The organism is Rhodococcus sp. A14, from assembly GCF_011603105.1.
Lineage (GTDB): Bacteria > Actinomycetota > Actinomycetes > Mycobacteriales > Mycobacteriaceae > Rhodococcus_F > Rhodococcus_F opacus.
Genome location: NZ_JAAOQS010000049.1, coordinates 1 through 25,234, shown reverse-complemented (window position 1 = coordinate 25,234; position 25,234 = coordinate 1). Strand labels below are relative to the sequence as shown.

Here is a 25,234-nt window from a genome sequence, read left to right as displayed (position 1 = left end):
CGGACGAGCACTACCATCGGAACGGACGTCGACCATCCGACACCACCCGATCCCGAACCGCTGCAGGAGAGACACCGTGAGCACTCACACAGCCCGACCCCTCGGACCACAACTCGCCCTGGCCGGCACCGTCGGCAAGCGGGTGGACGTGCTGGTGATCGGGTTGACGTCGAGCTCGGACGGACCCGAAATCGCCCTCGGCGACGGCATCGTCGACGAATCGGTGCTGACCGATCTGCTCGACACACTCGTCGCGGTCGGCGCCTCCGGCAAGGCGGAGGAGACGACCCGCATCCCGGCACCCGACACGCTTCCGGTCGACAGTGTGCTCGCCGTCGGACTCGGTTCGGCCGAGAAGCTCGACGCCGAGCAGATCCGCAAGTCCGCGGGCGCCGCGGCGCGTTCACTCAGTGGCGTCGGCACCGTCGCGACCACCCTGTCCGTGCTCGATCTCGGTGCCGCAGCCGAAGGTTTCGCCCTCGGCGCGTACCGCTTCAACGAGTTCAAGTCCGCGAAATCCGCTCCCGGCCCGGACGCACAACCTGTCTCGCGGGTGGAGCTGCTGGTGTCGTCTCCGCGTGCGAAGGAGTCGAAGGAGACCCTCGCGCGCTCCGCGGCAATCGCCGACGCCGTCGCCACTGCGCGCGAATTCGTCAACACTCCCCCGAGCCACCTCTTCCCCGCCGAATTCGCCGACCGCGCAAAGGCTCTCGGCACCGAGGCCGGACTGAAGGTCGAGGTCCTCGACGAGAAGGCGCTCGAAAAGAACGGGTACGGCGGCATCCTCGGGGTGGGCAAGGGCTCGTCCCGGCTGCCGCGGCTGGTCCGGCTGAGCTACTCCGCCAAGAAGCGGAACGCCCCCAAGGTCGCGCTCGTCGGCAAGGGCATCACGTTCGACACCGGCGGCATCTCCATCAAGCCCGCCGCAGGCATGGAGAACATGACGTCCGACATGGGCGGCGCCGCAGCCGTTGTCGCCACCGTGGTCCTCGCCGCCAAGCTCGGAGTGCCCGTCGACGTCACCGCCACCGTCCCGATGGCCGAGAACATGCCGTCGTCCACCGCGCAGCGTCCCGGCGACGTCCTCACCCAGTACGGCGGCACCACGGTGGAGGTCATCAACACCGACGCGGAGGGACGTCTCGTCCTCGCCGACGCCATCGTCCGCGCGTGCGAGGACGACCCCGACTACCTCATCGACACCGCGACCCTCACCGGCGCGCAGATGGTGGCACTGGGCAACCGGACGCCCGGTGTGATGGGCACCGACCAGTTCCGCGACCGCGTCGCCGCCATCTCCCAGGAGATCGGTGAGAACGCGTGGGCCATGCCGATGCCCGCCGAACTGCGCTCGGACCTCGATTCGAAGGTCGCCGACCTCGCCAACGTCACCAACCATCGCTGGGGCGGCATGCTCGCGGCGGCCCTGTACCTCAAGGAGTTCGTCGCCGACGGCGTGCAGTGGGCGCACATCGACGTCGCCGGACCGGCGTACAACTCGTCGGGACCGTGGGGATACACCGGCCGCGGCGGCACCGGCGTGCCCGTGCGCACCATGATCTCGGTGATCGAGGACATCGCCGCCAACGGGTAGGCGCTCCGCGCCCGTGCGCCTTTCCGGTAGCTGGAACAACCAGAAAGGCGCACGGGCGGCGAAGCCGCCTACAGGTCGCGCTCGCGCTCGCGCTTCCGCTCGATACGGCGCCGCGCGTCGTGATCGCGCATCCGCTGCGGGTAGCCGGTCTTGCGGACGTCGTACACGGGGATGCGGAGGTCCTCGCCGAGTTTGCGGGCGCCGCGTTCACCGCCCACCCGGCGCCGGGTCCACTCGCCGTCCGCCGCAACAAGCACGACAGTGACTTCCGTCACCGTCGTCTGAGGTTCCACGTAGGCCTCCACACCGGGGTGCGTGCGAGTCCAGTTCGCGAGATACGCGGCGTCCTCGGGGGACGCCTGAGATCGACCGGACCGAGGCCGCGAGAATCGGTCGAACAACCCCACGTCGAGCCTCCTCGAGTGCGTGCGCCCGACGATGCCGGCGACTGTCCTCCAAGTTTGCCAGCGAACGCCCGGTTTCCGCCGCACACGAAAACTACTGGCCGGTAGCGATTACGTCGCGACACACCGGAGTCCCCGACGGGTGCCCCTCGGCGGACACGCCCGCCGGATCAATGGAAAGATGTGGAGCGCCGACACAGCGAGTGGGTGACGACGAATCGGAATTACCTGCAAGTAGACGCAAGACACGTGCATCTCGAAGCACAATGGTTCACGACCACAAGTCGACAAAATTCAACAACCCGAACACAACTGTCGAGGAGTCAAAAGACATGGCCTTCTCCGTCCAGATGCCAGCGCTTGGTGAGAGTGTCACCGAGGGAACTGTCACGCGGTGGCTCAAGCAGGAAGGAGACACGGTCGAAGTTGACGAACCCTTGCTCGAAGTCTCCACGGACAAGGTGGACACGGAAATCCCGTCTCCCGTGGCCGGCGTTCTCAGCAAGATCGTTGCTCAGGAAGACGACACCGTGGAAATCGGTGGCGAGCTTGCCGTGATCGGCGACGCCGGTGAGGCTCCTGCCTCCGACTCCGCTCCCGCACCCGCCGCCGAAGAGCCCGCCGCAGAGCCGGCTCCCGCCGCGGAGGCGCCGGCCGCCGAGCCCGCGCCCGCAGCATCCGGCAACGGTTCCGCCGAGGGCACCGCCGTGAAGATGCCCGAACTGGGCGAGTCCGTCACCGAGGGCACCGTCACCCGCTGGCTCAAGGCCGTCGGCGACGAGGTCGCCGTGGACGAGCCGCTCGTCGAGGTGTCCACCGACAAGGTCGACACGGAGATCCCGTCCCCCGTCGCCGGTACTCTCCTCGAGATCAGCGCCGAGGAAGACGACACCGTTTCCGTCGGCGGTCAGCTCGCCGTCATCGGTTCGGGTGCACCCGCCGCCAAGCCGGCCGCGGAACCGAAGCCCGAGCCGACCCCCGAGCCCGCGAAGCCCGCTCCGGCCCCGGAGCCCGCGAAGCCCGAGCCCGCCAAGAGTGCACCGGCAGCATCCGCGCCGGCTCCCGCAGCCGCCGCACCCGCTCCCGCGGCCACGTCCGGAGACAGCACCCCGTACGTCACCCCGCTGGTGCGCAAGCTCGCCACGGACAACAACGTCGACCTGTCCTCGGTGACGGGCACCGGAGTCGGTGGCCGCATCCGTAAGCAGGACGTCCTCGCTGCCGCCGAGGCCAAGAAGGCACCGGCCGCCGCTGCCGCGCCTGCTGCCGCACCGGCCGCCGCCGCTCCCGCAGCCGCCTCCGCCGGGGTCCGCCCCGAACTGGCCCACCTGCGCGGAACCACGCAGAAGGCCAACCGGATTCGTCAGATCACCGCCACGAAGACGCGGGAGTCGCTGCAGACCACGGCGCAGCTCACCCAGACCTTCGAGATCGACGTCACCAAGATCGCGGCCCTGCGCGCGCAGGCCAAGAACACCTTCCTCGAGCGCGAGGGCGTCAAGCTCACGTTCCTCCCGTTCTTCGCGAAGGCCGTCGTCGAGGCGCTGAAGTCGCACCCGAACATCAACGCCAGCTACGACGAGGCGAACAAGCAGATCACCTACTACGACGCCGAGCACCTGGGCATCGCGGTCGACACCGACCAGGGCCTGCTGTCCCCCGTGATCCACAACGCCGGCGACCTGTCGCTGGCCGGCCTGGCCCGCGCGATCGCGGACATCGCCAAGCGCGCCCGCTCCGGTGGGCTCAAGCCGGACGAGCTGTCCGGTGGCACGTTCACGATCACGAACATCGGCAGCCAGGGCGCCCTGTTCGACACCCCGATCCTCGTGCCCCCGCAGGCCGCGATGCTCGGAACCGGCGCGATCGTCAAGCGTCCCGTGGTCGTGACCGACGAGTCCGGCAGTGAAAGCATCGGCGTCCGCTCGATGTGCTACCTGCCGCTCACCTACGATCACCGCCTCGTCGACGGTGCCGACGCCGGCCGCTTCTTGACCACGATCAAGCAGCGTCTGGAGCAGGGAGCGTTCGAGGCCGACCTCGGCCTCTGATCGTCACCGGACTTCGAGCCGAACGTAGTTTCGCAGGGGCACCATTTCCATCAGGGATGGTGCCCCTGCGCTGTGAAGGAGGCTGTTGCACATGCGAGTGGTCATCGCCGGTTCCTCCGGGCTGATTGGCACCGCTCTCGTCTCGTCTCTCCGCGGCGACGGTCACGACGTCGTCCGCCTCGTCCGCCGGTCGTCCGCGGGTCCCGACGAGTCACGCTGGGATCCGCAGAAGGACCGGATCGACACGGGGATCCTCGCGGACGCGGATGCGGTCGTGAATCTGTGCGGCGTCGGGGTCGGCGACAAACGCTGGACCGGGGCGTACAAGCAACTGATCCGGGACAGTCGCATCGCCGCCACCGACGTCCTGGCCGAGGGCGTCGCGGAGGCCGCGGTGCCCGTGTTCGTGAATGCGAGCGCGGTCGGCTACTACGGCGACACCGGCGATCGGGTCGTCGACGAGACCTCGCCCTCCGGGACGGGTTTCCTCGCGGACACCTGCCGCGACTGGGAGGCCGCGACAGCCCCCGCCGACACCTCGAAGATCCGGACGGTTCTGCTGCGGAGCGGCATCGTCCTCTCTCCCCACGGCGGCCTGCTCGGCAGGCTGAAGACGCTGTACACGTTCGGGCTCGGCGGCCGGCTCGGCAACGGCCGCCAGTACCTGTCGTGGATCTCGTTGGAGGACGAGGTCGATGCGATCAAGTTCGTCCTCACCCGCGACGACGTCGCCGGCCCCGTGAACGTCACCGGCCCGGCGCCCGTCACCAACGCCCAGTTCAACGGCGCGGTCGCGCGGACGCTGCACCGCCCCGCACCGTGGATCGTTCCCGGGTTCGCGCTCAGCGCGCTGGTCGGAGAGTTTGCGCAGGAGGGCATTCTGGCCGGACAGCGCGCGATACCCACGGTGCTCGAGAATGCGGGATTCCGGTTCCGGCACAACACCATCGGGGAAGCGCTCGACGCCGCCCTCGTGCGGTGAACCCAGGTCGTGCCGGTGCGGCCGCAGCCCCGGCGTAACCTCTAGCGCATGAGCAGCGCGACACAATCCGCCCGTTTCAGCCCCTCCCCGATTTCCGTCGAACATCTCGGCACGATCGGGTACGTCGACGCCTGGGATCGACAGCGCGAGCTGGCGGCCGAACGCGCCGAGAACGTGGGTACCGACACGCTGCTCCTGCTCGAACACCCGGCCGTCTACACCGCGGGGCGCCGGACCGAACCCGAGGACCGTCCGACCGACGGCACTCCCGTCATCGACGTCGACCGCGGCGGGAAGATCACCTGGCACGGTCCGGGACAGCTGGTGGGCTACCCGATCGTCAAGCTGGCCGAACCGGTCGACGTCGTGCGGTACGTGCGCCGGCTCGAGCAGGCGCTGATCACCGTGTGCACCGACCTCGGCATCGTCTGCGGCCGCGTGGACGGTCGCTCCGGGGTGTGGCTGCCTGCGTCCCTCGACAACGGGCAGTGGCTGCCCGAGCGCAAGGTGGCGGCCATCGGGGTGCGGGTGCAGCGTGGTGTCGCACTCCACGGCTTCTCGCTCAACTGCAATTCCGTTCTCACGGGGTTCGACGCGATCATCCCGTGCGGTATCCGCGACGCCGGGGTCACGTCGCTGTCGCGGGAACTGGGCCGCGACGTCACTGTCGAGGAGGTCACGCCCGCCGTCACGGCGGCCGTCGTCGCCGCGCTCGACGGCGAACTTCCGGTGACCGAACACGACATCGAGCGGGTCACGTTCGACTCCGCCGCCGCCGAGACGACGTCCTCCGCGCCCACCTTCACTACTGTTCAGTACGGTTGACCTCCGCTCCCCGGCCCGCCGGGTGCGACGGGCCGGGCGTACGATCGTCTCCGTGACTGTGGCCCCAGAAGGACGCAAATTGCTCCGCCTCGAGATCCGAAATGCGGAGACTCCGATCGAACGCAAACCGAACTGGATCAAGACGAGAGCGAAGATGGGCCCGGAATACTCCGAGCTCAAAAGCCTCGTCAAGCGCGAGGGTTTGCACACCGTCTGCGAAGAAGCCGGCTGCCCCAACATCTACGAATGCTGGGAAGACCGCGAGGCGACCTTCCTCATCGGCGGTGAACAATGCACCCGCCGCTGCGATTTCTGCCAGATCGACACCGGCAAACCCGACGACCTCGACCGCGACGAACCCCGCCGCGTCGCCGAATCCGTCCAGGCGATGGGACTGCGCTACTCCACCATCACCGGCGTCGCCCGCGACGACCTCCCCGACGGCGGCGCCTGGCTCTACGCCGAAACCGTCCGCCTGATCCACCAGCTCAACCCCGGCACCGGCGTCGAACTGCTCATCCCCGACTTCAACGCCAAGCCCGACCAGCTCGCCGAGGTGTTCTCCACCCGCCCCGAGGTGCTCGCCCACAACGTCGAAACCGTCCCCCGCATCTTCAAGCGGATCCGGCCCGCCTTCCGCTACCAGCGCAGCCTCGACGTGATCACCGCCGCCCGCGAAGACAACCTCGTCACCAAGTCCAACCTCATCCTCGGCATGGGCGAAACCCCCGACGAGGTCACCCAGGCGCTGCACGACCTGCACGACGCCGGCTGCGACATCATCACCATCACCCAGTACCTGCGTCCCTCCCCCCGCCACCACCCGGTCGAACGGTGGGTCAAGCCCGAGGAATTCGTCGAGCACTCCACCACCGCCGAGGAAATCGGCTTCGCCGGCGTCATGGCCGGACCCCTCGTCCGCTCCTCCTACCGCGCCGGCCGCCTCTACGCACAGGCGATGGCCCACCACGGCCGCGAATTGCCTGCAGGACAGGCACATCTCACCGAAAGCGGCGATGCGTCGCAGGAGGCAAGTTCCCTCATGGCGCGGCTCGCCCGCTGACCTCCACGCGTGCGCGGTGGTCGACACCGGACGGGTCATCACCGCGCACGGCCAGGGACGTATCCTGAAGAGCATGGCGAACGGCAGTAAATCCGGTAAAGCGGGCAAACCCAGTAAAGAAGCAAAGGCAGCCGCCAAGGCAGCCCGCAGGCAGGCGTCGAAGGAACGCAGAACTCAGCTCTGGCAGGCGTTCCAGATGCAGCGCAAGGAAGACAAGCTGCTGTTGCCGCTCATGCTCGGCACGCTCATCGGACTCGCGGTGGTGTTCTTCCTCGTCGGTCTGATCTGGGGCCTCCAGTGGTTCCTCCTCCCGATCGGTCTCCTCCTCGGCGTGCTCGGGGCCTTCATCATCTTCGGCCGGCGCGTCCAGAAGACGGTGTACGGCAAGGCGGAGGGCCAGGCGGGCGCGGCCGCGTGGGCGCTCGACAACATGCAGGGCTCCTGGCGCGTGACCAGCGCGGTCGCGGGCACCACGCAGCTCGACGCCGTTCACCGCGTGATCGGACGTCCCGGCGTCATCCTCGTCGCCGAGGGATCGCCGCAACGCGTGAAGTCGCTCCTGGCCCAGGAGAAGAAGAAGACGGCGCGCCTCGTCGGCGACACCCCGATCTACGACATCGTCATCGGCAACGACGAGGGCCAGGTCCCGCTGTCGCAGCTGCAGAAGCATCTGAACAAGCTCCCGAAGAACATCGACACCAAGCGGATGGACGCCATCGAGTCGCGGCTCGCCGCGCTCAGCAGCCGCGGTGGCGGTGCCGCACTGCCCAAGGGTCCGATGCCCGGCGGCGCGAAGATGCGCGGCGTGCAGCGCACCATCCGTCGTCGCTAGAAGCCTGTCGCCCCACTACTCCGCCCGATGTCGATCCGACATCGGGCGGAAGACGTTCTGCGGGGTCAGCGGGTGCGAACCAGCGCGGTGCCGGTGGCCCGGTCCTGCATGCCGCGACCGTCGATGTCCGTGATGGTCCCGGGCACGACGAACACGAGCAGCGCCTGACGCACCAGGGCCCGGACGAAGCCGACCCGGGCGGGCCCGTCCACCCGCGCCACCTGCATGCCGAGGAACAGCTGCCCCGGTGTGAAGGAGAACAGCGACACCGTGGCGATACCGACGACGAACCAGACGAGCAGAGTGAAGGTCGAGAACGGACCCTCGAAGAAGTTGTCGCCGATGATCAGTGCCGCGACGCCCGCCGACGACACCCAGTCGATCATCAGAGCGGCGAGACGGCGGCCCGTGCTCGCGAGTGAACCGGGACCTTCCGCCTGCAGGCCGAGGCGCTCGCCCCGGAAGGACTGCTTCGTCTCGTCCGCGCCGTTCGGCAGGGCAGCCGAAGGTCCGGAAAGCCAGGAACCGGTGATACGTGCCATGCTGTCCAGGATAGGCGTCGACTCTCCGAGGACCTCACACCGGAGCTTTGGGCTGTGTGCGCAGTCACAGCCGGTGCAAAAGCCCAGGAAGATTCGACGCGTAACACGGGCGAAACAAAAGGTTGACCAGCGGGCAACACCAAGTCCTTACCGTCTGGCTCGACGAATTCGCCAATATCCACTTGGCTGAAGCGACTTAAGGAGCACAAGCGTGGCGTTCACCACGGCCGAAGAGGTCATCAAGTTCATCAAGGACGAGAACGTCGAATATGTCGACATCCGGTTCAGCGACCTGCCGGGCGTGCAGCAGCACTTCTCGATCCCGGCGTCCGCGTTCAACCAGGACGTCTTCGAGGACGGCCTCGCGTTCGACGGTTCGTCCGTCCGCGGCTTCCAGTCGATCCACGAGTCGGACATGATGCTCCTTCCCGACGTCGCCACCGCCCAGCTCGACCCGTTCCGCGCCGCCAAGACGCTGAACATCAACTTCTTCGTGCACGACCCGTTCACGCGTGAGTCCTACAGCCGCGACCCGCGTAACGTCGCGCGCAAGGCCGAGGAATACCTGAAGTCGACCGGCATCGCCGACACCGCCTTCTTCGGCGCCGAGGCCGAGTTCTACATCTTCGACTCGGTCCGCTACGACTCCGGCATCAACGGCGCGTTCTACGAGCTCGACTCCATCTCGGGTTCCTGGAACACCGGCAACGACGTGAACGCCGACGGCAGCCCCAACCTGGGCTACAAGGTCCGCCCCAAGGGTGGATACTTCCCCGTCGCTCCGTACGACCACTACGTCGACCTGCGCGACGAGATCTCCACCAACCTGCAGAACGCGGGCTTCGAGCTCGAGCGCGGCCACCACGAGGTGGGCACCGGCGGCCAGCAGGAGATCAACTACAAGTTCAACACGCTGCTCGCGGCCGCAGACGACCTGCAGCTGTTCAAGTACATCGTGAAGAACACCGCCTGGCAGCACGGCAAGTCGGCCACCTTCATGCCGAAGCCGCTGTTCGGCGACAACGGCTCGGGCATGCACGTCCACCAGTCGCTGTGGAAGGACGGCAAGCCGCTGTTCCACGACGAGGCCGGCTACGCGGGTCTGTCCGACATGGCGCGTCACTACATCGGCGGCATCCTGCACCACGCACCGTCGCTGCTGGCGTTCACCAACCCGACGATCAACTCGTACCACCGTCTGGTGCCGGGCTACGAAGCCCCCATCAACCTCGTGTACAGCCAGCGCAACCGCTCCGCGGCCGTGCGTATCCCGATCACCGGCAACAACCCGAAGGCCAAGCGCCTCGAGTTCCGCGCCCCCGACTCCTCGGGTAACCCCTACCTGAACTTCGCAGCGCAGATGATGGCCGGCCTGGACGGCATCAAGAACAAGATCGAGCCGCAGGCTCCCGTCGACAAGGACCTCTACGAGCTCCCGCCGGAGGAGGCCCGCAACATCCCGCAGGCTCCCACCAGCCTGTCGGCCGTCATCGATCGCCTCGAGGCAGATCACGACTACCTCACCGAGGGTGGCGTGTTCACGTCCGACCTGATCGAGACGTGGATCTCGCTCAAGCGTGAGCAGGAAATCGCTCCGGTCAACCTGCGTCCGCACCCGTACGAGTTCCAGCTGTACTACGACGTGTAAGTCGTCAGCAGCCGCTGACCTGCGTCGGGGCGTTCGGTAGAGCGCCCCGGTACGCAGTAGCTTCGGTCGAGCCCACCCGCGCCGCGATCACTACACCGATCGCGGCGCGGGTGGGCTCTTCTGCGTCCGGCCACAGATGGCCGGGCGCGGTCGGGCGCGGGGCGAACCTTCTACTTGTCGCCCTGTCGGCGCACCATCTCGGTGATCCAGACGGGCGCGTACGGAGACGTGCAGCCCGGGGACGTCGGGTAGTCCTTCAGCACCTCCAAGCGCTCACCGATGTCGAGTGCGCGGGCGCGGTGCTCCGCGTGCTCGATCCCGATCTGAGCCAGGCAGTGGTTCATCGCCCACTGCAGGCGATCCGGGGCGTCTTTCATCTCCGCCTCGATGACGTCGAGTAGTCCCGCGAGGTCGAGGTCCTCGGGCTTCTTCGCCATGCGTTCGGTGGTCAGCGCCCAGCCGGCACTCGCGACCACCGGATCCGGATCGGCGGACCACGCCAGGCGCAGCTCCTCGGAGTGCGGGTTCTTCTTCACCACGTAGTTCACGAGCCAGTCGTGCACCTTGGGTGCGCGCGCCTCGCGCACCATGACGTCCAACTCGTCACGCTCGAACACCCTCGGGCGGCAGATCAGGATCGCCAGCAGTCGCGCCGCGGTGTCACCCGTCTCCCAGAGCCGGCACGCCAGTTCCTGCTGCGTCTTCAGCCTCTTCGCGAGCGCGCGCAGCTTGCCGAGGTTCACACCGTGATCGTCACCGTGCTTCTCGTTCACCTCGCGTGCCCTCGGGTCCTCGAGCTCGGCCAGCTCGGCCATCACCTCGGCGACCGTCGTCTCGGTCAGCGTCGTCTCGGCCACCTGAGCCTCCTGTCCGTTCCTGGGAGATTCAGCCTACGACGGACGCGGGCCCCGTCGTTTCGTACGTCACTCCCCGGCCGCGCGGTCCGGAACCCGCCCGAGTGCCGCGGGCCGCGTCGTATGATCCAGGGAACCGACCACACGGACCGTTGCGGAGCGTGCGGTCGACGCCTTGCGGGATACTTGCTCCGTTCTCCAGCCCCCTCGGGTCGAGAAGCAGGTGGTGCGGGATGTCAGTGCCCACGACGCCGTCCGGCGTGCCGGTTCCGCGCCGTGTCGTGGTCATTCTGCTGCTGGTGATTCCGCTCAGCCAGATCCCGCTCGACATCTACACCCCGGCATTGCCGCAGATGGTGCTCGACCTGGACGCGTCCGCGGCCGTGGTGCAGAACACGGTGACGGCCTACATGCTGGGCATGAGCCTGGCGTTCATTCCGGTCGGACTGATCGCGGATGCGGTGGGCCGCAAGCGAACTCTGCTGACCTGCCTGGCGATCCTCGTCGTCACCAGCGTGGGATGCGCACTCGTGCAGAACATCACGCTCCTGCTCGGTCTGAGATTCGTGCAGGGTATCGGTGGGTGCGCGTGCCTCGTCCTCGCCTACGCGATCGCCGCCGACTGCTACCGCGGCGCCCGGCTCACGTCCGTGTCCGGTCTCCTCGGGGCCGCGTGGGGGCTGGCACCCGTTCTCGCACCCGCCGTGGGTGGGGTACTGGTGCAGTTCATGTCGTGGCGTCTGGTGTTCGGGCTGATCGCGCTTCTGGCGGCCCTGGCCGTTCCCCTCGTCGTCGCGGGATTGCCGGAGACGCTTCCACCGGAACTGCGGGCAGCGGTCGACGTCGGCGCCGCGGCGCGGGTGCTGGGTGCGGCTCTGCGCCACCGCATCTTCGTGGGGTTCGTGCTCGTGTTCGGACTGATGGCATCTGCACAGATGGTGTTCGGTGTCGTCGCACCCTTCCTCTACCAGCAGATTCTCGGATTCTCCCCGGCCGCCTACGGTGCGGTGGCGCTCGTCGTGGGCGGCGCCAACCTCGTCGGCGAACTCGCCTGCAGCGCGCTGGCTGTCCGGGTCGGCACACGCAGGCTCGCGTTCGGCGCGTGGTGGGTGTTCGTGGCGGGCGCGCTCGTACTCACCGTTACGGCCGGGCTGTCCGTCGTCACCGCACCGGCCATCACGATCGGCGCCTGCCTCGCGCTCGCCGGATGCGGGGTGCTCTGCCCGCAGATGTACGGGCTCGCTCTCGGACTGTTCACCCGCAATCTCGGACTGATCGGCGGGGTCGTCACGGCGGCCTGCTATCTCGTCGTCAGTGCGGCGATGGCCGTCGCCGGAGTACTACCGGAGAACAGCCAGGCACCGCTGGGCTGGCTGTACCTGACCCTGGGCGCGGGAGCCGGGATCCTGCTGCTCCTCACCACGTCCACCCGGCGGTCCCAGGGTTCCCCCTCCGCCGCGCCTGCACCACGACCAGAACGGAGGTGACCTCACGTGCCGCATTCACACCCGCGCAGCCCTGCCGCGTCCCCGGTGTCGGTGATCTTCCAACGCCGGATCGACGACGCGAGTTACGCCGACTACGCACGGTGGCAGAAGCGTGCGGCGGAGGCCCTCGCGGCCGTTCCGGGTTTCATCGATCAGGACATCGTGCCGCCGTCGCCGCCCGTGCAGGACGACTGGGTGGACGTGCTGCGGTTCGCCACTGTCGAGGACGCCCGCGCATGGCTCGACAGCGACCGCCGGACGGAGCTCGTGGCGGAGATCAAGCACGCCTTCATCGGCAACGAGGACGTCCACCTGCTCACCGGCGAGCAGACCCGGGAGCAGTCGGCGACGTCGGTGGTCATCTCCTGTCACGTCGCCCCCGAGGACGAGTCGGCGTTCATGGACTGGCAGCGGAAGATCTCCGCCGCCGAGGCGGGGTTCCGGGGTTTCCGGGGGCACAAGGTCGAGAGGCCGGTGCAGGGGATCACCGAGGACTGGACGATCGTGCTGAGCTTCGACACCGAGGACAACCTGGCGTCGTGGATGGATTCACCCGAGCGGGCAGCCCTCCTGAAGGAGGGCGAGAAGTTCAACAAGAATCTCCGAATCCGCAAAGCGAGCTACGGTTTCGACTTCTGGTTCCGCGGCGCGGGCGGTGACGAGCCGCCCCCGGTGCCCGTTGCCCGGAGCAATCTCCTGGCGCTGCTGGTGCTGTATCCGCTGGTGGTGATCTGGGGCCATTTCGTCAGCGCACCGTTCATCGAGGCGCACGGGGTTCCGATCGCCGTCGCCCTGTTTCTCGCGAACCTGGTCACCACCCAGATCCTCGGCTGGTGGGCGGTTCCGGCTGCGTTCAAGGTGTTCGGATGGTGGATGGACCCGGCGATCTCCCCCCGCCGGCGGAACCTCGGTTACGCCGTGATGATCGCGCTGTTCGGGATTTCGATCGCCGTGTGCACCCTGCTGTTCATGATCCCGACCACATAACAGACTTTCCGATTCACCTGCGCGATGTTCGGGTACGTAGCACTGTGAAGGACCGAGGTCTGTTTCACATCGGGAGAAAGGTGTTCACGGTTGGACATGCAGCAACTGTGGGACTTCGTCTCCGCCCGCAAGCAGCAACTGGTCACCGACTCGTTCCTGCACGTCAGCGCAGTCGTGCAGTCGGTGGTGATCGCCACGATCGTCGCGGTGGCGATCGGCATCCTCGTGTACCGCAGTCCGGCGGGCTCCTCGATCGCCACCGCACTCGCGAGCACGATCCTCACCATCCCGTCGTTCGCTCTGCTCGGCCTGCTGATCCCGATCCTCGGCCTCGGTGTCGCCCCCACCGTCACCGCTCTCGTGCTGTACGCGCTGCTGCCGATCATCCGGAACACCATCCTCGGACTCGCCTCCGTCGACCCCGCGGTCACCGACGCCGCCCGGGGCGTGGGAATGAGCCGCACGACGGTGCTGAGCAGGATCGAACTCCCGCTCGCCTGGCCGTCGATCCTGACGGGCATGCGGGTGAGCACGCAGATGCTGATGGGCATCCTCGCGATCGCCGCCTACGCCAAGGGTCCCGGGCTCGGCAACCTCATCTTCTCGGGACTGTCCCGTGTCGGCAGCCCTACCGCGATACCGCAGGCCCTCACGGGGACCGTTCTCATCGTGATCCTCGCCCTCGTACTCGACGGAGTCCTCGCCGTCATCGGCCGACTCACCACCTCCAGGGGGATCCGTGACTGACCTCGATACACCGCCGACCAACGGAAGCACCGTCTCCGGAGTGGACATCGTCCTCGAAGACGTCGTCAAGAGCTACCCGGGCCAGGAGAAGGCGGCCGTCGACAACGTGTCGATGCGCATCCCCGCCGGCGAGATCGTGGTTCTCGTCGGCCCGTCCGGCTGCGGCAAGACCACCACCATGCGCATGATCAACCGGCTCATCGAACCGACGTCGGGGAAGATCACGATCGGCGGGAAGGACGCCCTGTCCATCGACCCGGACAAGTTGCGGCGCGGCATCGGCTACTCGATCCAGCAGGCCGGACTGTTCCCGCATCTCACGATCGCCAAGAACGTCGGCACGGTCCCCGGTCTGATCGGCTGGGACAAGAAGAAGATCGCCGACCGTACCGACGAGATGCTCGACCTCGTCGGACTCGAACCCGACCTCTACCGCGAGCGCTACCCCCGGCAGTTGTCGGGCGGTCAGCAGCAGCGGGTCGGGGTGGCACGGGCACTGGCCGCCGATCCCCCGGTACTGCTCATGGACGAGCCGTTCGGCGCGGTCGACCCGATCACGCGCGGACTGCTGCAGGACGAGTTGATGCGACTGCAGTCCGATCTCGGCAAGACGATCGTCTTCGTGACGCACGATTTCAACGAGGCGGTCAAGCTGGGTGATCGGATCGCGGTCCTGGGCAACCAGTCGCACATCATGCAGTACGACACTCCGGATGCGATCCTCGCCCATCCCGCCAACGACATGGTGGCCGGGTTCATCGGCGCGGACGCGTCGCTGAAGCAGCTGACGCTCACCCGGGTGGCGGAGGTCGAACTCCTCGACTGCCCCACCGCGTACGAGGACGGCTCGGTGGACGATCTGCGGGCGGCGATCGCACCCCGCAAGATCAAGTGGGGCGTCCTCCTGGACGCGCGGGACCGACCGACCCACTGGGTGTCGTTGCGGCATCTGGCCAACGCCACCTCGCTGCGCGGCATCGGCGACCCGATCGAAGAGGTGGTGTCCACCCAGTCGACGCTGCAGGACGCCCTCGAAGCGCTCCTGGCGGAGAGCAGTGCGTCGACGATCGTCACCGGCCGGCGGGGCGAGTACCGCGGCCTGATCACCATCGACACACTGGTGACGCACCTGTCCGCGCTGCGTGAGGAACACGCGCACGACGACGAGGACAGCGAGCCGAAGCAGAACGGGGCGAGCGAGGGCGGGACACCGTCATGACGGCTGCCGTCGCCACGACGCCCACCGCTCCGGCCGCCCGGCGGTCGGAGCGGGCCCGCTTGCTGGTCCAGCCGATCATCGTCGTGATCCTGGTGGCGGGTGTGCTCGCCTGGGCCTTCAACCGCGAACTCACCGCCACGCAGAAGGGCAGTCTCAACGCCGCCAACATCGCGACCCTGACGTGGCAGCACGTGCTGATCACAGTCGCGGTGGTCGCGATCGTCGTCGTCATCGCGGTTCCGCTGGGGATCCTGTTGACGCGGCCCGGGTTCACCAAGCTGGCACCGATCTTCCTCGGAATCGCCAACATCGGACAGGCCGCGCCGGCCATCGGACTGCTGGTGCTGCTCTTCCTCGCGACGGGGACCACCGGATTCTGGATCGGGGTGCTCCCCATCGCGTTCTACTCTCTCCTGCCCGTTCTCCGGAACACGATCCTGGGTCTGCAGGAGGTCGATCCCGCCGTCATCGACGCCGGGCGCGGACAGGGCATGACCGCCGGTCTCGTCCTGCGGAAGGTCGAGTTCCCGCTCGCCGTGCCGTACATCCTCGCGGGACTGCGCACGTCGCTCGTGCTCGCCGTGGGCACCGCGACACTCAGTTTCCTCGTCAGCGCCGGCGGTCTGGGAATCCTCATCGACACCGGATACAAGTTGCGCGACAACGTGACTCTGGTGGTGGGAGCCGTGCTGGCGGTCGCGCTCGCGCTGCTGGTCGACTGGTGCGGCGCCCTGGCCGAGGAGTTCCTCGGCCCGAAGGGGCTGCGCTGATGGACCACCTCCGGAAGGCGATCGCCGCGACGGCGGTGACACTGTGCGGTGTCCTCGCCGCGTCCTGCGGCCTCGAATCCGGTGGCGCCCTGCCGCTGTCGGTGGAACCGGGCAGCATCCAGCCCGTCCCCGAACTCGAGGACGTCAAGATCACCGTCGGCTCCAAAGACTTCACCGAGCAGGTCACCCTCGGGTACATCATCGAGTTCGCGCTCAGTGCCGCCGGCGCCGAGGTGCGCGACCTCACCAACATCCAGGGGTCCAACAGCACCCGGGACGCGCAGCTGGACGGGCAGATCGACGTCACCTACGAGTACACCGGGACCGGGTGGATCAACTACCTCGGCAACGAGATTCCGATTCCCGACCCGACCGCGCAGTTCGAGGCGGTCCGCGACGAGGACCTCGAAAGCAACGGCATGGTGTGGGTGGATCCGGCCCCTATGAACAACACGTACGCACTCGCGATGAGCAGGCAGACCGCCGAGGAAACCGGGATCACCACCCTGTCGGAGTACGCGGATCTGGTCAACCGCGACCCCGCCGCCGCGACGACCTGCGTCGAAACCGAATTCAACGTCCGGCAGGACGGGTTCCCGGGTATGGCCGCCAAGTACGGCTTCGACCCCGCCCGCGCGAACCGCCAGATCCTGCAGACCGGCATCATCTATCAGGCCACCGCGGACGGGACGCAGTGCAAGTTCGGCGAGGTGTTCACGACGGACGGCCGCATCATCGCGCTCGATCTGGTGCTGCTGGAGGACGATCGCCAGTTCTTCCCGAAGTACAACCCGGCGATCACCATGCGCAAGGATTTCGCCGAGGCACATCCGCAGGTGGCGGAGGTGATGGCCCCGATCTCCGCGGCGCTCACCAACGAGGAGATCACCGAACTGAACCGGCGGGTCGACGTCGAGGGCGAGGAACCAGCGGACGTGGCCCGGGACTGGCTGGTGGAGAAGGGATTCGTCACGCTCCCGTGACGCTCAGCTGCCGAGGGCGATCTTCGCGATCAGGCCTCGATGATCCGAACCCGTCAGGACAACCGATTCCACGGACTCCGCCTGCGCTCCGCTCGTGACGATGTGATCGATCGCGATCATCGGCGGGAACGGCTGCCGGTCTGCGGGATACGTGTTCTGGATTCCGGCACCCACCTGGTCCGCGGCATCGCGGTAGCGTCCGGTCACGAGGTTGCGGTACTTCACGTGGTCGCGGGTGGAGTTGAAGTCGCCGCTGACGATCACCGGTCCCGAGTCGGCGGGGACGGCGTCGAGAATGGTCTGGATGCGGTCCATTTCGCGCGACCACAGCGACGGATCCGACGGCCACGGCGGGACCGGGTGGAATGCGTACAGTGCCGTGCTCGCACCGTCCGGGAGTTCCACCCGCGCCGACAGCGCGGACAGGACGAATTCCGAGTGGTGGACCTTGTCGGTCAGCGGGTACCGGCTCCAGATACCGGTTCCCTCGCCGCCACTGCCGGGCATGAGGAACGAGAACGGCAGCGTCGATTCGATTCCCGCGGCCACCAACCGGTCGACGGCCTCCGGTGTCAGTTCGTTGGTGGTGAGCACGTCGACGTCGTGGTCCCGGATCTGCCGGACGAGGGAGTCGGCGTCCGCGTTGCCGAGCCAGATGTTGGCCTGCATCACCGTCAGTTCCGGCCCGGACGCCGTCACCGAACTGTTGGCCACGTACAGCGGGCCCTGCGACAGGGTGGCCACCGCGGCCACGGCCAGCGCGACCCCGAAACCGATCCAGTGCCGGGTGATTCCCAGCAACAGCACCCCGGCCGCGGCGGCCGCCATCAGGTACGGCGCCGCGGACGCCAGCACGAGCAGACGCTGGTTCTGGACGTCGAGGAATCTCAGCACGACGCCGAACACGCCGACGAGCACCGCGAGCCACCCGAGCGCCGTCAGCGCCCGCACCCCCCAGGTGGCGATCACTCCCCGAAGACTCTCTCCACCACAGCCTTGGCCCGCCGGGTCACCCGCAGGTAGTTGTCGAGGAACTCGCCCGCGTCGCCGCCACCCCAGCCGGCGATCTGCGCGACCGCGGACAGCACCCGGCCCGAGCCGGGCAGCTGATCGGTGGCCTTGCCGCGAACGAGCACGAGGCAGTTGCGCGCCTTCGTCGCCGTGATCCACGCGTCACGCAGCAGATCGACGTCGGACTCGCTGAGCAACTCGGCGGCGCCGATCGCGTCGAGTGTCTCGAGAGTCGACGTGTTGTGCAGCGACTCGATCTCGTGGGCGTGCCGGAGCTGGATCAGCTGCACGGTCCATTCGATGTCGGCGAGACCGCCGCGCCCGAGCTTGGTGTGCGTCGCGGGGTCGGCACCGCGCGGCAGTCGCTCGGAGTCGACGCGCGCCTTGATGCGCCGGATCTCACGGACCGCCTGCTCCGACACCCCGCCCTCCGGGTAGCGGGTCTTGTCGATCATGTGCAGGAAGCGCAGTCCCAGATCGGCGTCGCCCGCGACGTGATGCGCGCGCAGCAGTGCCTGGATCTCCCAGGCCTGCGCCCACTGCGCGTAATAGGCCTCGTAGGACGCCAGCGTGCGCACCATCGGGCCGCTGCGTCCCTCCGGGCGCAGGCCCGTGTCGACCTCCAGCGGCGGATCGGTGCTGGGCGCGCCGAGCAGAGCCCGCACCTTGTCGCCGATGCTGTTGGCCCACTTGACGGCGACCGTCTCGTCGATCCCCTCGCGCGGCTCGCACACGAACAGCACGTCCGCGTCGGAACCGTAGCCGAGCTCACCGCCACCGAGCCGGCCCATGCCGATCACCGTGAAGGTCGCGGGAGCGGGCGTGCCGAGTTCCTTCTCGCTCGCCTTGGTCACGGCCGCCAGGGCGGCATTGAGCACGGCCGCCCACACGGACGACAGCGCCTTGCAGACGCCCGGCACGTCGAGCATGCCGAGGATGTCCGCGGAGGCGATACGGGCCAGCTCGTAACGGCGCAGGGAGCGCGCCGCCGCGATCGCGCGGGCCGGGTCGTCGTGGCGTGCCGACGCCGTCAGGATGCCGCGCGCGACGTCCTCCGGCTTCGACTCCAGCAGCCGCGGTCCGGCCGGCGAATCCGCGAACAGGCGCACCACGTCCGGCGCCTTGATCAGCAGGTCGGGAACGTAGGCCGAGGATCCGAGTACCGTCATCAGCCGCTCGGCGACCGAGGCCTCGTCACGCAGCAGCCGGAGGAACCAGGTCTGATCGGTCATCGCGTCCGACAGCCGCCGGTACGCGAGCAGACCCGCATCGGGATCCGGTGTGTCGGCGAGCGATTCGAGCAGCGTCGGCAGCAGCAGCGCCTGGATACGGCCCTTGCGGGACGCGCCGCTGGTGAGTGCGGTGAGGTGCCCGAGCGCGTTCTCCGGGGCGGTGTAGCCCAGCGCCGCCAGCTGGCGGATGGCCGCGTCCGGGCTCAGCCGCAGAGCCTCCTTGTCGATGCGCGCCACCGATTCGAGCAGCGGCCGGTAGAACAGCTTGGCGTGCAGCCGTCGCACGCGGTGCGAGTTGCGCTTGATCTCCGCATTGAGAACGCCGAGTGCGTCCTTGCTGCCGTCGGGCCGCATGTGCGCCGCGCGAGCCAGCCAGCGCAGCGCTTCCTCGTCGTCGGCGGGCGGGAGGGTGTGCGTGCGTCGCAGCTTCTGCAACTGCAGCCGGTGCTCGAGCAACCGCAGGAACTCGTAGGACGCAGCGAGATTCGCAGCGTCGTCGCGGCCCACGTAGCCGCGGGCGGCGAGGGCGGTCAGCGCGTCGATGGTGCTCTGGACGTGCAGCGCCTCGTCCGCGCGCCCGTGCACGAGTTGCAGGAGCTGGACGGCGAACTCGACATCGCGCAGACTGCCGCGGCCCAGTTTCAGTTCGCGTTCGCGGAGTTCCGGCGGAACCATCTCCTCCACCCGGCGGCGCATCGCCTGCACCTCGGGAACGAAGTCCTCGCGCTCCGACGCGGTCCACACCATCGGGCTGAGGGCGTCGACGTACTGCTGTCCGAGCGCGACGTCGCCGATCATCGGGCGGGCCTTGAGCAGCGCCTGGAATTCCCAGGTCTTGGCCCAGCGCTTGTAGTACGCGACATGCGAATCGAGGGTGCGGACGAGTTCGCCGCGCTTGCCCTCCGGCCGCAGCGCGGCGTCCACGTCGAAGAAGGCCGAGGACCCGACGCGCATCATCTCGCCCGCGATCCGGCTGGCGATCGCGTCGGCGGGTTCGGCGACGAAGACCACGTCCACGTCGCTGACGTAATTGAGTTCGCGGGCACCACACTTGCCCATGGCGATGACGGCCAGCCGCACGGGGCACGGCGCGTCGGGACACACGGCTGCGACGGCCACCGCGAGGGCGGCGTTCAGCGCGGCGTCCGCCAGATCGGACAGCTGATGCCCGACAGTCTGGTACGGAAGTACCGGTTCGTTCTCGACAGTCGCTGCGAGGTCGACGGCGGCGAGCAGCATCAGCTCGTCGCGGTACGCCTTGCGCAGCGCCGCGATGGCATCGGGTCCGGTCACCTTCGCCCGGTACAGTTTTGCGTCCGGGTGGGCGCCGTCCTCGGGTTCGGCCCCGACCGCGGCCATCATCGTGGCGGTCGCCTCGTCCTTCGACGGGAGGCGGACGTCGCCGGCGAGGATCTTCCAGGACGCGGGATCCGCGACCAGGTGGTCGCCGAACGCGCTGGACGCGCCGAACAGCCCGAACAACCGGCCACGCAGGCCCTTGTCGGTGCGGAGCGCCGCATCGAGTTCGGCCCAGCCCTCGCCGAGCCCGTCCTTCAGGCGCACCAGGGTGCGGAGGGCGAGGTCGGCGTTCGCGGCCCGCGACAACGACCAGAGCAGTTCGATGCTGTCTTCACCGACCCAGCCCAGATCGCGGAGTTCGGACGGAGCGGTCGGCTCGACGAGACCCAGACGACCCGGACCGGGAACGGCAGAACGCGCTGCCGGAGGCTTCACCATGCTCTTGCTCACAACCCCAGATACGTCTTGAGTTCGAACGGCGTCACGTGGCTCCGGTACTCCTCCCACTCGCGACGCTTGTTGCGCAGGAAGAAGTCGAACACGTGCTCGCCGAGTGCTTCGGCCACCAACTCCGACTTCTCCATCTCGCGCAGCGCGCCGTCGAGGTTGCCGGGCAGTTCCCGGTAGCCCATGGCGCGGCGCTCGGCCGACGTCAACGCCCACACGTCGTCCTCGGCCTCCGGGGGAAGTTCGTAGCCCTTCTCGATTCCGCGCAGACCGGCGGCGAGGAGCACCGCGAACGTCAGGTACGGGTTGCAGGCCGAATCTGGGCTGCGGATCTCGACGCGACGCGAGGACGCCTTGTTCGGCGTGTACATCGGGACGCGGACCAGCGCCGACCGGTTGGACGGGCCCCAGGACGCCGCCGTCGGGGCCTCGCCACCGTGGATCAGACGCTTGTAGGAGTTCACCCACTGGTTGGTGACGGCGCTGATCTCGTTGGCGTGCTCGAGGATGCCGGCGATGAACGCCTTACCGGTCTCCGACAGCTGCATCGGATCGTCCGGGTTGTGGAAGGCGTTGGTGTCGCCCTCGAACAGGCTCATGTGGGTGTGCATCGCCGAGCCGGCCTGATCGCTGAACGGCTTCGGCATGAACGTGGCGCGCACGCCCTCGGCGATCGCGACCTCCTTGACGACGTAGCGGAACGTCATCACGTTGTCGGCCATCGACAGGGCGTCCGCGTACCGCAGGTCGATCTCCTGCTGGCCGGGAGCCGCTTCGTGGTGGCTGAACTCGACGGAGATGCCCATCGACTCGAGTGCGTCGATCGCGTGCCTGCGGAAGTTGGGAGCGGAGTCGTGGACGGCCTGGTCGAAGTAGCCGCCGGAGTCGGCGGGCTTCGGCGGCGTGCCGTCGATCGGCCCGTTCTCCAGCAGGAAGAACTCGATCTCGGGGTGCACGTAGCAGCTGAAGCCCAGATCGCTCGCCTTGTTCAGCTGACGGCGCAGCACGTGCCGCGAATCCGCCCAGGAGGGGGAACCGTCGGGCATGGCGATGTCGCAGAACATGCGGGCGGAGTGCTGATGCCCCTTGCTCGAACTCCACGGCAGCACCTGGAACGTGGAGGCGTCCGGCTTCGCGACCGTGTCCGCCTCGGACACCCGGGAGAAGCCCTCGATCGCGGATCCGTCGAAGCCGATGCCCTCCTCGAAGGCACCTTCCAGTTCCGCGGGGGCGATCGCCACCGATTTCAGGTATCCGAGAACGTCCGTGAACCACAATCGGACGAACCGAATGTCGCGCTCTTCGAGGGTGCGAAGCACGAATTCCTTTTGGCGATCCATGTCCGCGAGAGTAAGCAAAGTTCGTTAAATCTGTGTTACTTCGTTGATTCGACTATGCCGGATTCCGCATCGTGCCAGCGTGCGGGCACCTCGGACGATCCCATCACAGGCGTGGGTCAGCACATCAGGTCCGCGGGCGGCGCCGCGAGGTCGACGAGATAGTCCGAGACGGCGTCGTCGACGCACGCCTCGCCGTCGAGAACGACGGTGTGCTGAGTGCCCCGGTACGTGACGAGCGAGCCGTTCATCTGCTTCGCCAGATCCACGCCCGCCTGGTACGGCGTCGCCGGGTCCTCGGTCGTCGACACGACGACGACAGGCGGGATCCCGGGCGCCGACACGGTGTGCGGCGAGCCCGTGTTCGGCGCGGGCCAGAACGCGCAGACGTCCAGCGGCGCGCTGCCGGTGCCGCGACCGTCGTCGAGGAACGGCGCCGCCTGGCGGTACCGCACGTCCGCCTCCCCGACGGCCGCGCGGTCGGTGACGGGCGGATCGTCCATGCAGCGGATGGAATTGAAGGCGTCGTTGAGGTTGGAGTACGTGCCGTCGTCGGCGCGCCCCTCGTACAGATCGGCCAGCATCAGCAGCGAATCGCCCGTCCCCGTCTGCAGGCTCTCCAGGCCTCCACGGAGCGGGCCCCACAGATTCGGCGAGTACAGGGCCTGCTGGACGCCGGTGATCGCATCGGTGTAGCTGAGTCCGCGCGGGTCGGTGGTCGCGGCCGGCTTGGCGATCAGCGGGTCGACGAGCGCCCGGAACCTCGCGTTCGCCTGCGCCGGGTCGGTGCCGAGCGGGCAGTCCGGTTGCTGCATGCATTCCGCGGCGAACGCGTCGAACGCGGACTGGAATCCGGCCGCCTGCAGGATCACTTCCTCCGTCGGGTCCTGCTCGGGATCGAGGGCACCGTCGAGGACCATTGCGCGCACGTTGCCCGGGAACGTCTCCGCGTACGTCGAGCCGAGCCGGGTGCCGTACGAGTAGCCGAGGTAGTTGAGCTTCTCGTCACCGAGCACCGCCCGGATGACGTCCATGTCGCGCACCACGTCGTACGTTCCGACGTGTGCGAGGACGTCGACGCCGGTCCGCTCCGCACACTTGTCCGCGTACTCACGGTTCTCGGCCTCCGTCTGCGCGATTCCGGCGGGACTCATGTCGACGTCGTCGTCCTTGCGCCGCGCGTCCACCTCCGGCGGTGTCAGGCAGGTCACCTGCGGCGTGGACGCGCCGACGCCGCGCGGATCGAAACCGATGACGTCGAACCGCTCCGCGATGTCGGTGCCGTCGGCCACGGACGCCAGCCCGATACCCGACGCCCCCGGGCCACCGGGGTTCACGAGCAGCGATCCGACCTTGTCGCCGGTCGCCTTCGACCGGGAGACGGCGATCTGAGCGGTGGCGCCCCCGGGGTTCGCGTAGTCGTTCGGCACGGTCACCTTCGCGCAGTCGAGAGTGTCGCCGAGCGGAGACCCGTCCGTGCTGTAGCCCTCGCACGACCCCCACTGCACCTGCTGCGTGTAGAACTCCTCGAGCCCGGCGGGGATCGGTCCGGCCGGAGCCGCCGCGGCCGCCGACGGTTCGGCGACGGCCTCACCGGTGTCCCGTCCGCCTCCCGCACAGCCTGCGACGACAAGGACGACGGCGATGCACCCCGCGAACGCGGCCGGTACCCGAGCACTCTTCGACATAGGACGATCGTGCCAGGGGTTCTGCGCCGGCAGGCCTTCCCGCAGGTCAGAGGACAGACGGTGGGTGTGACCTATCGCACCCGCGCGAGCCCTTCGCTCCCCCGCGGGGCGGTGGCAGACTGTAGGCGTCATCACCCGCACCCGGGGACCCGCCAAGGGCCTCGAGGCCAGAAAGGGACAACGATGTCCGATAGCAAGTCGTCCGCGAGCACGTCCGAAGATCGGCTCTACGGATCAGCACCATCGCACGACGTTCCCAAGCGCAAGACCCGAACCCACCACCTGCAGGCCATGAAGGCCGAGGGTGAACGCTGGGCGATGCTCACCGCCTACGACTACTCCAGCGCCCGCATCTTCGAGGAAGCCGGGATTCCCGTTCTCCTCGTCGGCGACTCGGCTGCCAACGTCGTCTACGGATACGAGACCACCGTCCCGGTCACGATCGACGAACTCCTCCCCCTCGTTCGCGGCGTCGTCCGCGGTGCGCCGCACGCTCTCGTGGTGGCGGACCTCCCGTTCGGCAGCTACGAGAGCTCCCCGGAGCAGGCTCTCGCGTCCGCGACCCGGTTCATGAAGGAAGGGCTGGCCCACGCGGTCAAGCTCGAGGGCGGCGAGCGTGTCGCGCCGCAGATCGCCGCGATCACCGCGGCAGGCATCCCCGTCATGGCCCACGTCGGGTTCACCCCGCAGAGCGTGAACTCGCTCGGCGGTTTCCGCGTACAGGGCCGCGGCGACGCCGCCGAGCAGTTGGTCGCCGACGCGATCGCCGTGCAGGAGGCCGGCGCGTTCTCCGTCGTCATGGAGATGGTGCCCGCCGAGATCGCAGGCCAGGTCACCCGCAAGCTCACCATCCCCACCGTGGGCATCGGAGCGGGCGTCGAGTGTGACGCCCAGGTCCTCGTGTGGCAGGACATGGCCGGCTACACCAGCGGCAAGACGGCGAAGTTCGTCAAGCGCTTCGGTAACGTCGGTGACGAGTTGCGTAACGCAGCCGCCGCATACGCGACCGAGGTACGCGCCGGAACGTTCCCGGCGGAAGAGCACAGCTTCTAGGTCGTCCTCGACTCACCGGGCCGGCACACACTCGAGGGGGATGTTCATGGGACAGCGACGCGTGCAGGGCACCGGACGTCGTCACCGCCCGGCCGTGATGGCGGCCGCGGCGGTGGCGGCCGCGGCGGTCGTCACGGGGTGTGCCGGACCGGGCCCCGCACCCGCACCCGGCACCACCC

At 68.2% G+C, this 25,234-nt stretch carries 21 protein-coding genes; 14 read left to right on the top strand and 7 right to left on the bottom strand.

Annotated elements, in window-relative coordinates; genetic code table 11:
* The first annotated feature begins 76 nt into the window (after positions 1–76).
* Entirely contained in the window at positions 77–1,594 is a 1,518-nt protein-coding gene (locus tag G9373_RS23950) for a leucyl aminopeptidase (RefSeq protein WP_167117075.1), read from the top strand.
* 68 nt (positions 1,595–1,662) lie between these two features.
* On the opposite strand, the gene G9373_RS23945 is transcribed toward G9373_RS23950, so the two are convergent.
* The gene (locus G9373_RS23945) at positions 1,663–2,001 is read right to left on the bottom strand and encodes a hypothetical protein (protein WP_005561154.1); all 339 of its coding nucleotides are present in this window, start codon (positions 1,999–2,001) and stop codon (positions 1,663–1,665) included.
* 329 nt (positions 2,002–2,330) lie between these two features.
* Between G9373_RS23945 and sucB the strand changes: the two genes are divergently transcribed.
* The 5 genes from sucB to G9373_RS23920 all read left to right on the top strand — a co-directional run bounded on the left by sucB (position 2,331) and on the right by G9373_RS23920 (position 7,751).
* Entirely contained in the window at positions 2,331–4,049 is a 1,719-nt protein-coding gene (gene sucB, locus G9373_RS23940; RefSeq protein WP_005260092.1) for a 2-oxoglutarate dehydrogenase, E2 component, dihydrolipoamide succinyltransferase, read from the top strand.
* A 91-nt stretch (positions 4,050–4,140) separates the two neighbouring features.
* The gene (locus G9373_RS23935) at positions 4,141–5,031 is read left to right on the top strand and encodes a TIGR01777 family oxidoreductase (RefSeq protein ID WP_167117072.1); all 891 of its coding nucleotides are present in this window, start codon (positions 4,141–4,143) and stop codon (positions 5,029–5,031) included.
* Between the two features lie 48 nt (positions 5,032–5,079).
* On the top strand, positions 5,080–5,856 hold the full coding sequence (gene lipB, locus G9373_RS23930; protein ID WP_065491682.1) for a lipoyl(octanoyl) transferase LipB: 777 nt from the start codon (positions 5,080–5,082) through the stop codon (positions 5,854–5,856).
* Between the two features lie 52 nt (positions 5,857–5,908).
* Complete coding sequence (lipA, locus tag G9373_RS23925; protein ID WP_172651133.1) at positions 5,909–6,919, top strand: lipoyl synthase; 1,011 nt, start codon at positions 5,909–5,911, stop codon at positions 6,917–6,919.
* 73 nt (positions 6,920–6,992) lie between these two features.
* Entirely contained in the window at positions 6,993–7,751 is a 759-nt protein-coding gene (locus G9373_RS23920) for a DUF4191 domain-containing protein (RefSeq protein WP_005247752.1), read from the top strand.
* 65 nt (positions 7,752–7,816) lie between these two features.
* Here G9373_RS23920 and G9373_RS23915 read toward each other — a convergent pair whose 3' ends face one another.
* A complete protein-coding gene (locus tag G9373_RS23915; protein WP_005561161.1) occupies positions 7,817–8,293 on the bottom strand; it encodes an RDD family protein in 477 nt (158 codons plus the stop codon).
* A gap of 211 nt (positions 8,294–8,504) precedes the next feature.
* Here G9373_RS23915 and glnA (G9373_RS23910) point away from each other — a divergent pair, with 211 nt between their 5' ends.
* Positions 8,505–9,941, top strand: coding sequence for a type I glutamate--ammonia ligase (gene glnA / locus G9373_RS23910; protein ID WP_009473800.1), 1,437 nt, complete (start codon positions 8,505–8,507; stop codon positions 9,939–9,941).
* A 170-nt stretch (positions 9,942–10,111) separates the two neighbouring features.
* On the opposite strand, the gene G9373_RS23905 is transcribed toward glnA (G9373_RS23910), so the two are convergent.
* Positions 10,112–10,798: a DNA alkylation repair protein gene (locus G9373_RS23905; RefSeq protein ID WP_167117069.1), complete on the bottom strand. Its 687-nt coding sequence runs from the start codon at positions 10,796–10,798 to the stop codon at positions 10,112–10,114.
* 230 nt (positions 10,799–11,028) lie between these two features.
* Between G9373_RS23905 and G9373_RS23900 the strand changes: the two genes are divergently transcribed.
* The 6 genes from G9373_RS23900 (at position 11,029) to G9373_RS23875 (ending at position 16,988) form a co-directional block, all read left to right on the top strand.
* Positions 11,029–12,282 carry a multidrug effflux MFS transporter gene (locus G9373_RS23900; RefSeq protein ID WP_167117066.1) on the top strand — a complete coding sequence of 418 codons (1,254 nt, stop codon included), beginning with the start codon at positions 11,029–11,031 and terminating at the stop codon, positions 12,280–12,282.
* Positions 12,283–12,288: 6 nt separating this feature from the next.
* Positions 12,289–13,269, top strand: coding sequence for an antibiotic biosynthesis monooxygenase (locus tag G9373_RS23895; RefSeq protein WP_120660679.1), 981 nt, complete (start codon positions 12,289–12,291; stop codon positions 13,267–13,269).
* A 96-nt stretch (positions 13,270–13,365) separates the two neighbouring features.
* Positions 13,366–14,016 (top strand): ABC transporter permease, encoded by a 651-nt coding sequence (locus G9373_RS23890; protein ID WP_005254252.1) that lies wholly within the window; start codon positions 13,366–13,368, stop codon positions 14,014–14,016.
* Positions 14,009–15,235: an ATP-binding cassette domain-containing protein gene (locus G9373_RS23885; protein WP_005561165.1), complete on the top strand. Its 1,227-nt coding sequence runs from the start codon at positions 14,009–14,011 to the stop codon at positions 15,233–15,235. The genes G9373_RS23890 and G9373_RS23885 overlap by 8 nt, the downstream gene beginning before the upstream one ends.
* Positions 15,232–16,005 (top strand): ABC transporter permease, encoded by a 774-nt coding sequence (locus G9373_RS23880; protein WP_005254254.1) that lies wholly within the window; start codon positions 15,232–15,234, stop codon positions 16,003–16,005. Before G9373_RS23885 ends, G9373_RS23880 begins: the two co-directional genes overlap by 4 nt.
* Positions 16,005–16,988 carry a glycine betaine ABC transporter substrate-binding protein gene (locus G9373_RS23875; RefSeq protein WP_005254255.1) on the top strand — a complete coding sequence of 328 codons (984 nt, stop codon included), beginning with the start codon at positions 16,005–16,007 and terminating at the stop codon, positions 16,986–16,988. The genes G9373_RS23880 and G9373_RS23875 overlap by 1 nt, the downstream gene beginning before the upstream one ends.
* Positions 16,989–16,991: 3 nt before the next feature.
* Here G9373_RS23875 and G9373_RS23870 read toward each other — a convergent pair whose 3' ends face one another.
* The 4 genes from G9373_RS23870 to G9373_RS23855 form a co-directional block, all read right to left on the bottom strand.
* Positions 16,992–17,957 (bottom strand): endonuclease/exonuclease/phosphatase family protein, encoded by a 966-nt coding sequence (locus G9373_RS23870; protein ID WP_065491706.1) that lies wholly within the window; start codon positions 17,955–17,957, stop codon positions 16,992–16,994.
* On the bottom strand, positions 17,954–20,968 hold the full coding sequence (locus G9373_RS23865; RefSeq protein ID WP_005254257.1) for a bifunctional [glutamine synthetase] adenylyltransferase/[glutamine synthetase]-adenylyl-L-tyrosine phosphorylase: 3,015 nt from the start codon (positions 20,966–20,968) through the stop codon (positions 17,954–17,956). Before G9373_RS23865 ends, G9373_RS23870 begins: the two co-directional genes overlap by 4 nt.
* A gap of 8 nt (positions 20,969–20,976) precedes the next feature.
* Entirely contained in the window at positions 20,977–22,317 is a 1,341-nt protein-coding gene (gene glnA, locus G9373_RS23860) for a type I glutamate--ammonia ligase (protein ID WP_005247775.1), read from the bottom strand.
* Between the two features lie 116 nt (positions 22,318–22,433).
* Positions 22,434–24,002, bottom strand: coding sequence for an alpha/beta hydrolase (locus tag G9373_RS23855; protein WP_007299545.1), 1,569 nt, complete (start codon positions 24,000–24,002; stop codon positions 22,434–22,436).
* A 183-nt stretch (positions 24,003–24,185) separates the two neighbouring features.
* Here G9373_RS23855 and panB point away from each other — a divergent pair, with 183 nt between their 5' ends.
* Positions 24,186–25,055, top strand: a complete 870-nt coding sequence (gene panB / locus G9373_RS23850) for a 3-methyl-2-oxobutanoate hydroxymethyltransferase (RefSeq protein ID WP_005247779.1) — start codon at positions 24,186–24,188, stop codon at positions 25,053–25,055.
* Positions 25,056–25,234 lie beyond the last annotated feature (179 nt).

Excerpts from the sequence above, each read along its gene's own strand:
- sucB (WP_005260092.1), top strand. The coding sequence starts at position 2,331 with ATGGCCTTCTCCGTCCAGATGCCAGCGCTTGGTGAGAGTGTCACCGAG.
- G9373_RS23935 (WP_167117072.1), top strand. The coding sequence starts at position 4,141 with ATGCGAGTGGTCATCGCCGGTTCCTCCGGGCTGATTGGCACCGCTCTC.
- lipB (WP_065491682.1), top strand. The coding sequence starts at position 5,080 with ATGAGCAGCGCGACACAATCCGCCCGTTTCAGCCCCTCCCCGATTTCC.
- G9373_RS23920 (WP_005247752.1), top strand. The coding sequence starts at position 6,993 with ATGGCGAACGGCAGTAAATCCGGTAAAGCGGGCAAACCCAGTAAAGAA.
- G9373_RS23915 (WP_005561161.1), bottom strand. The coding sequence starts at position 8,293 with ATGGCACGTATCACCGGTTCCTGGCTTTCCGGACCTTCGGCTGCCCTG.
- G9373_RS23900 (WP_167117066.1), top strand. The coding sequence starts at position 11,029 with ATGTCAGTGCCCACGACGCCGTCCGGCGTGCCGGTTCCGCGCCGTGTC.
- G9373_RS23890 (WP_005254252.1), top strand. The coding sequence starts at position 13,366 with ATGCAGCAACTGTGGGACTTCGTCTCCGCCCGCAAGCAGCAACTGGTC.
- G9373_RS23880 (WP_005254254.1), top strand. The coding sequence starts at position 15,232 with ATGACGGCTGCCGTCGCCACGACGCCCACCGCTCCGGCCGCCCGGCGG.
- G9373_RS23875 (WP_005254255.1), top strand. The coding sequence starts at position 16,005 with ATGGACCACCTCCGGAAGGCGATCGCCGCGACGGCGGTGACACTGTGC.
- G9373_RS23865 (WP_005254257.1), bottom strand. The coding sequence starts at position 20,968 with ATGGTGAAGCCTCCGGCAGCGCGTTCTGCCGTTCCCGGTCCGGGTCGT.
- glnA (WP_005247775.1), bottom strand. The coding sequence starts at position 22,317 with ATGGATCGCCAAAAGGAATTCGTGCTTCGCACCCTCGAAGAGCGCGAC.
- G9373_RS23855 (WP_007299545.1), bottom strand. The coding sequence starts at position 24,002 with ATGTCGAAGAGTGCTCGGGTACCGGCCGCGTTCGCGGGGTGCATCGCC.
- panB (WP_005247779.1), top strand. The coding sequence starts at position 24,186 with ATGTCCGATAGCAAGTCGTCCGCGAGCACGTCCGAAGATCGGCTCTAC.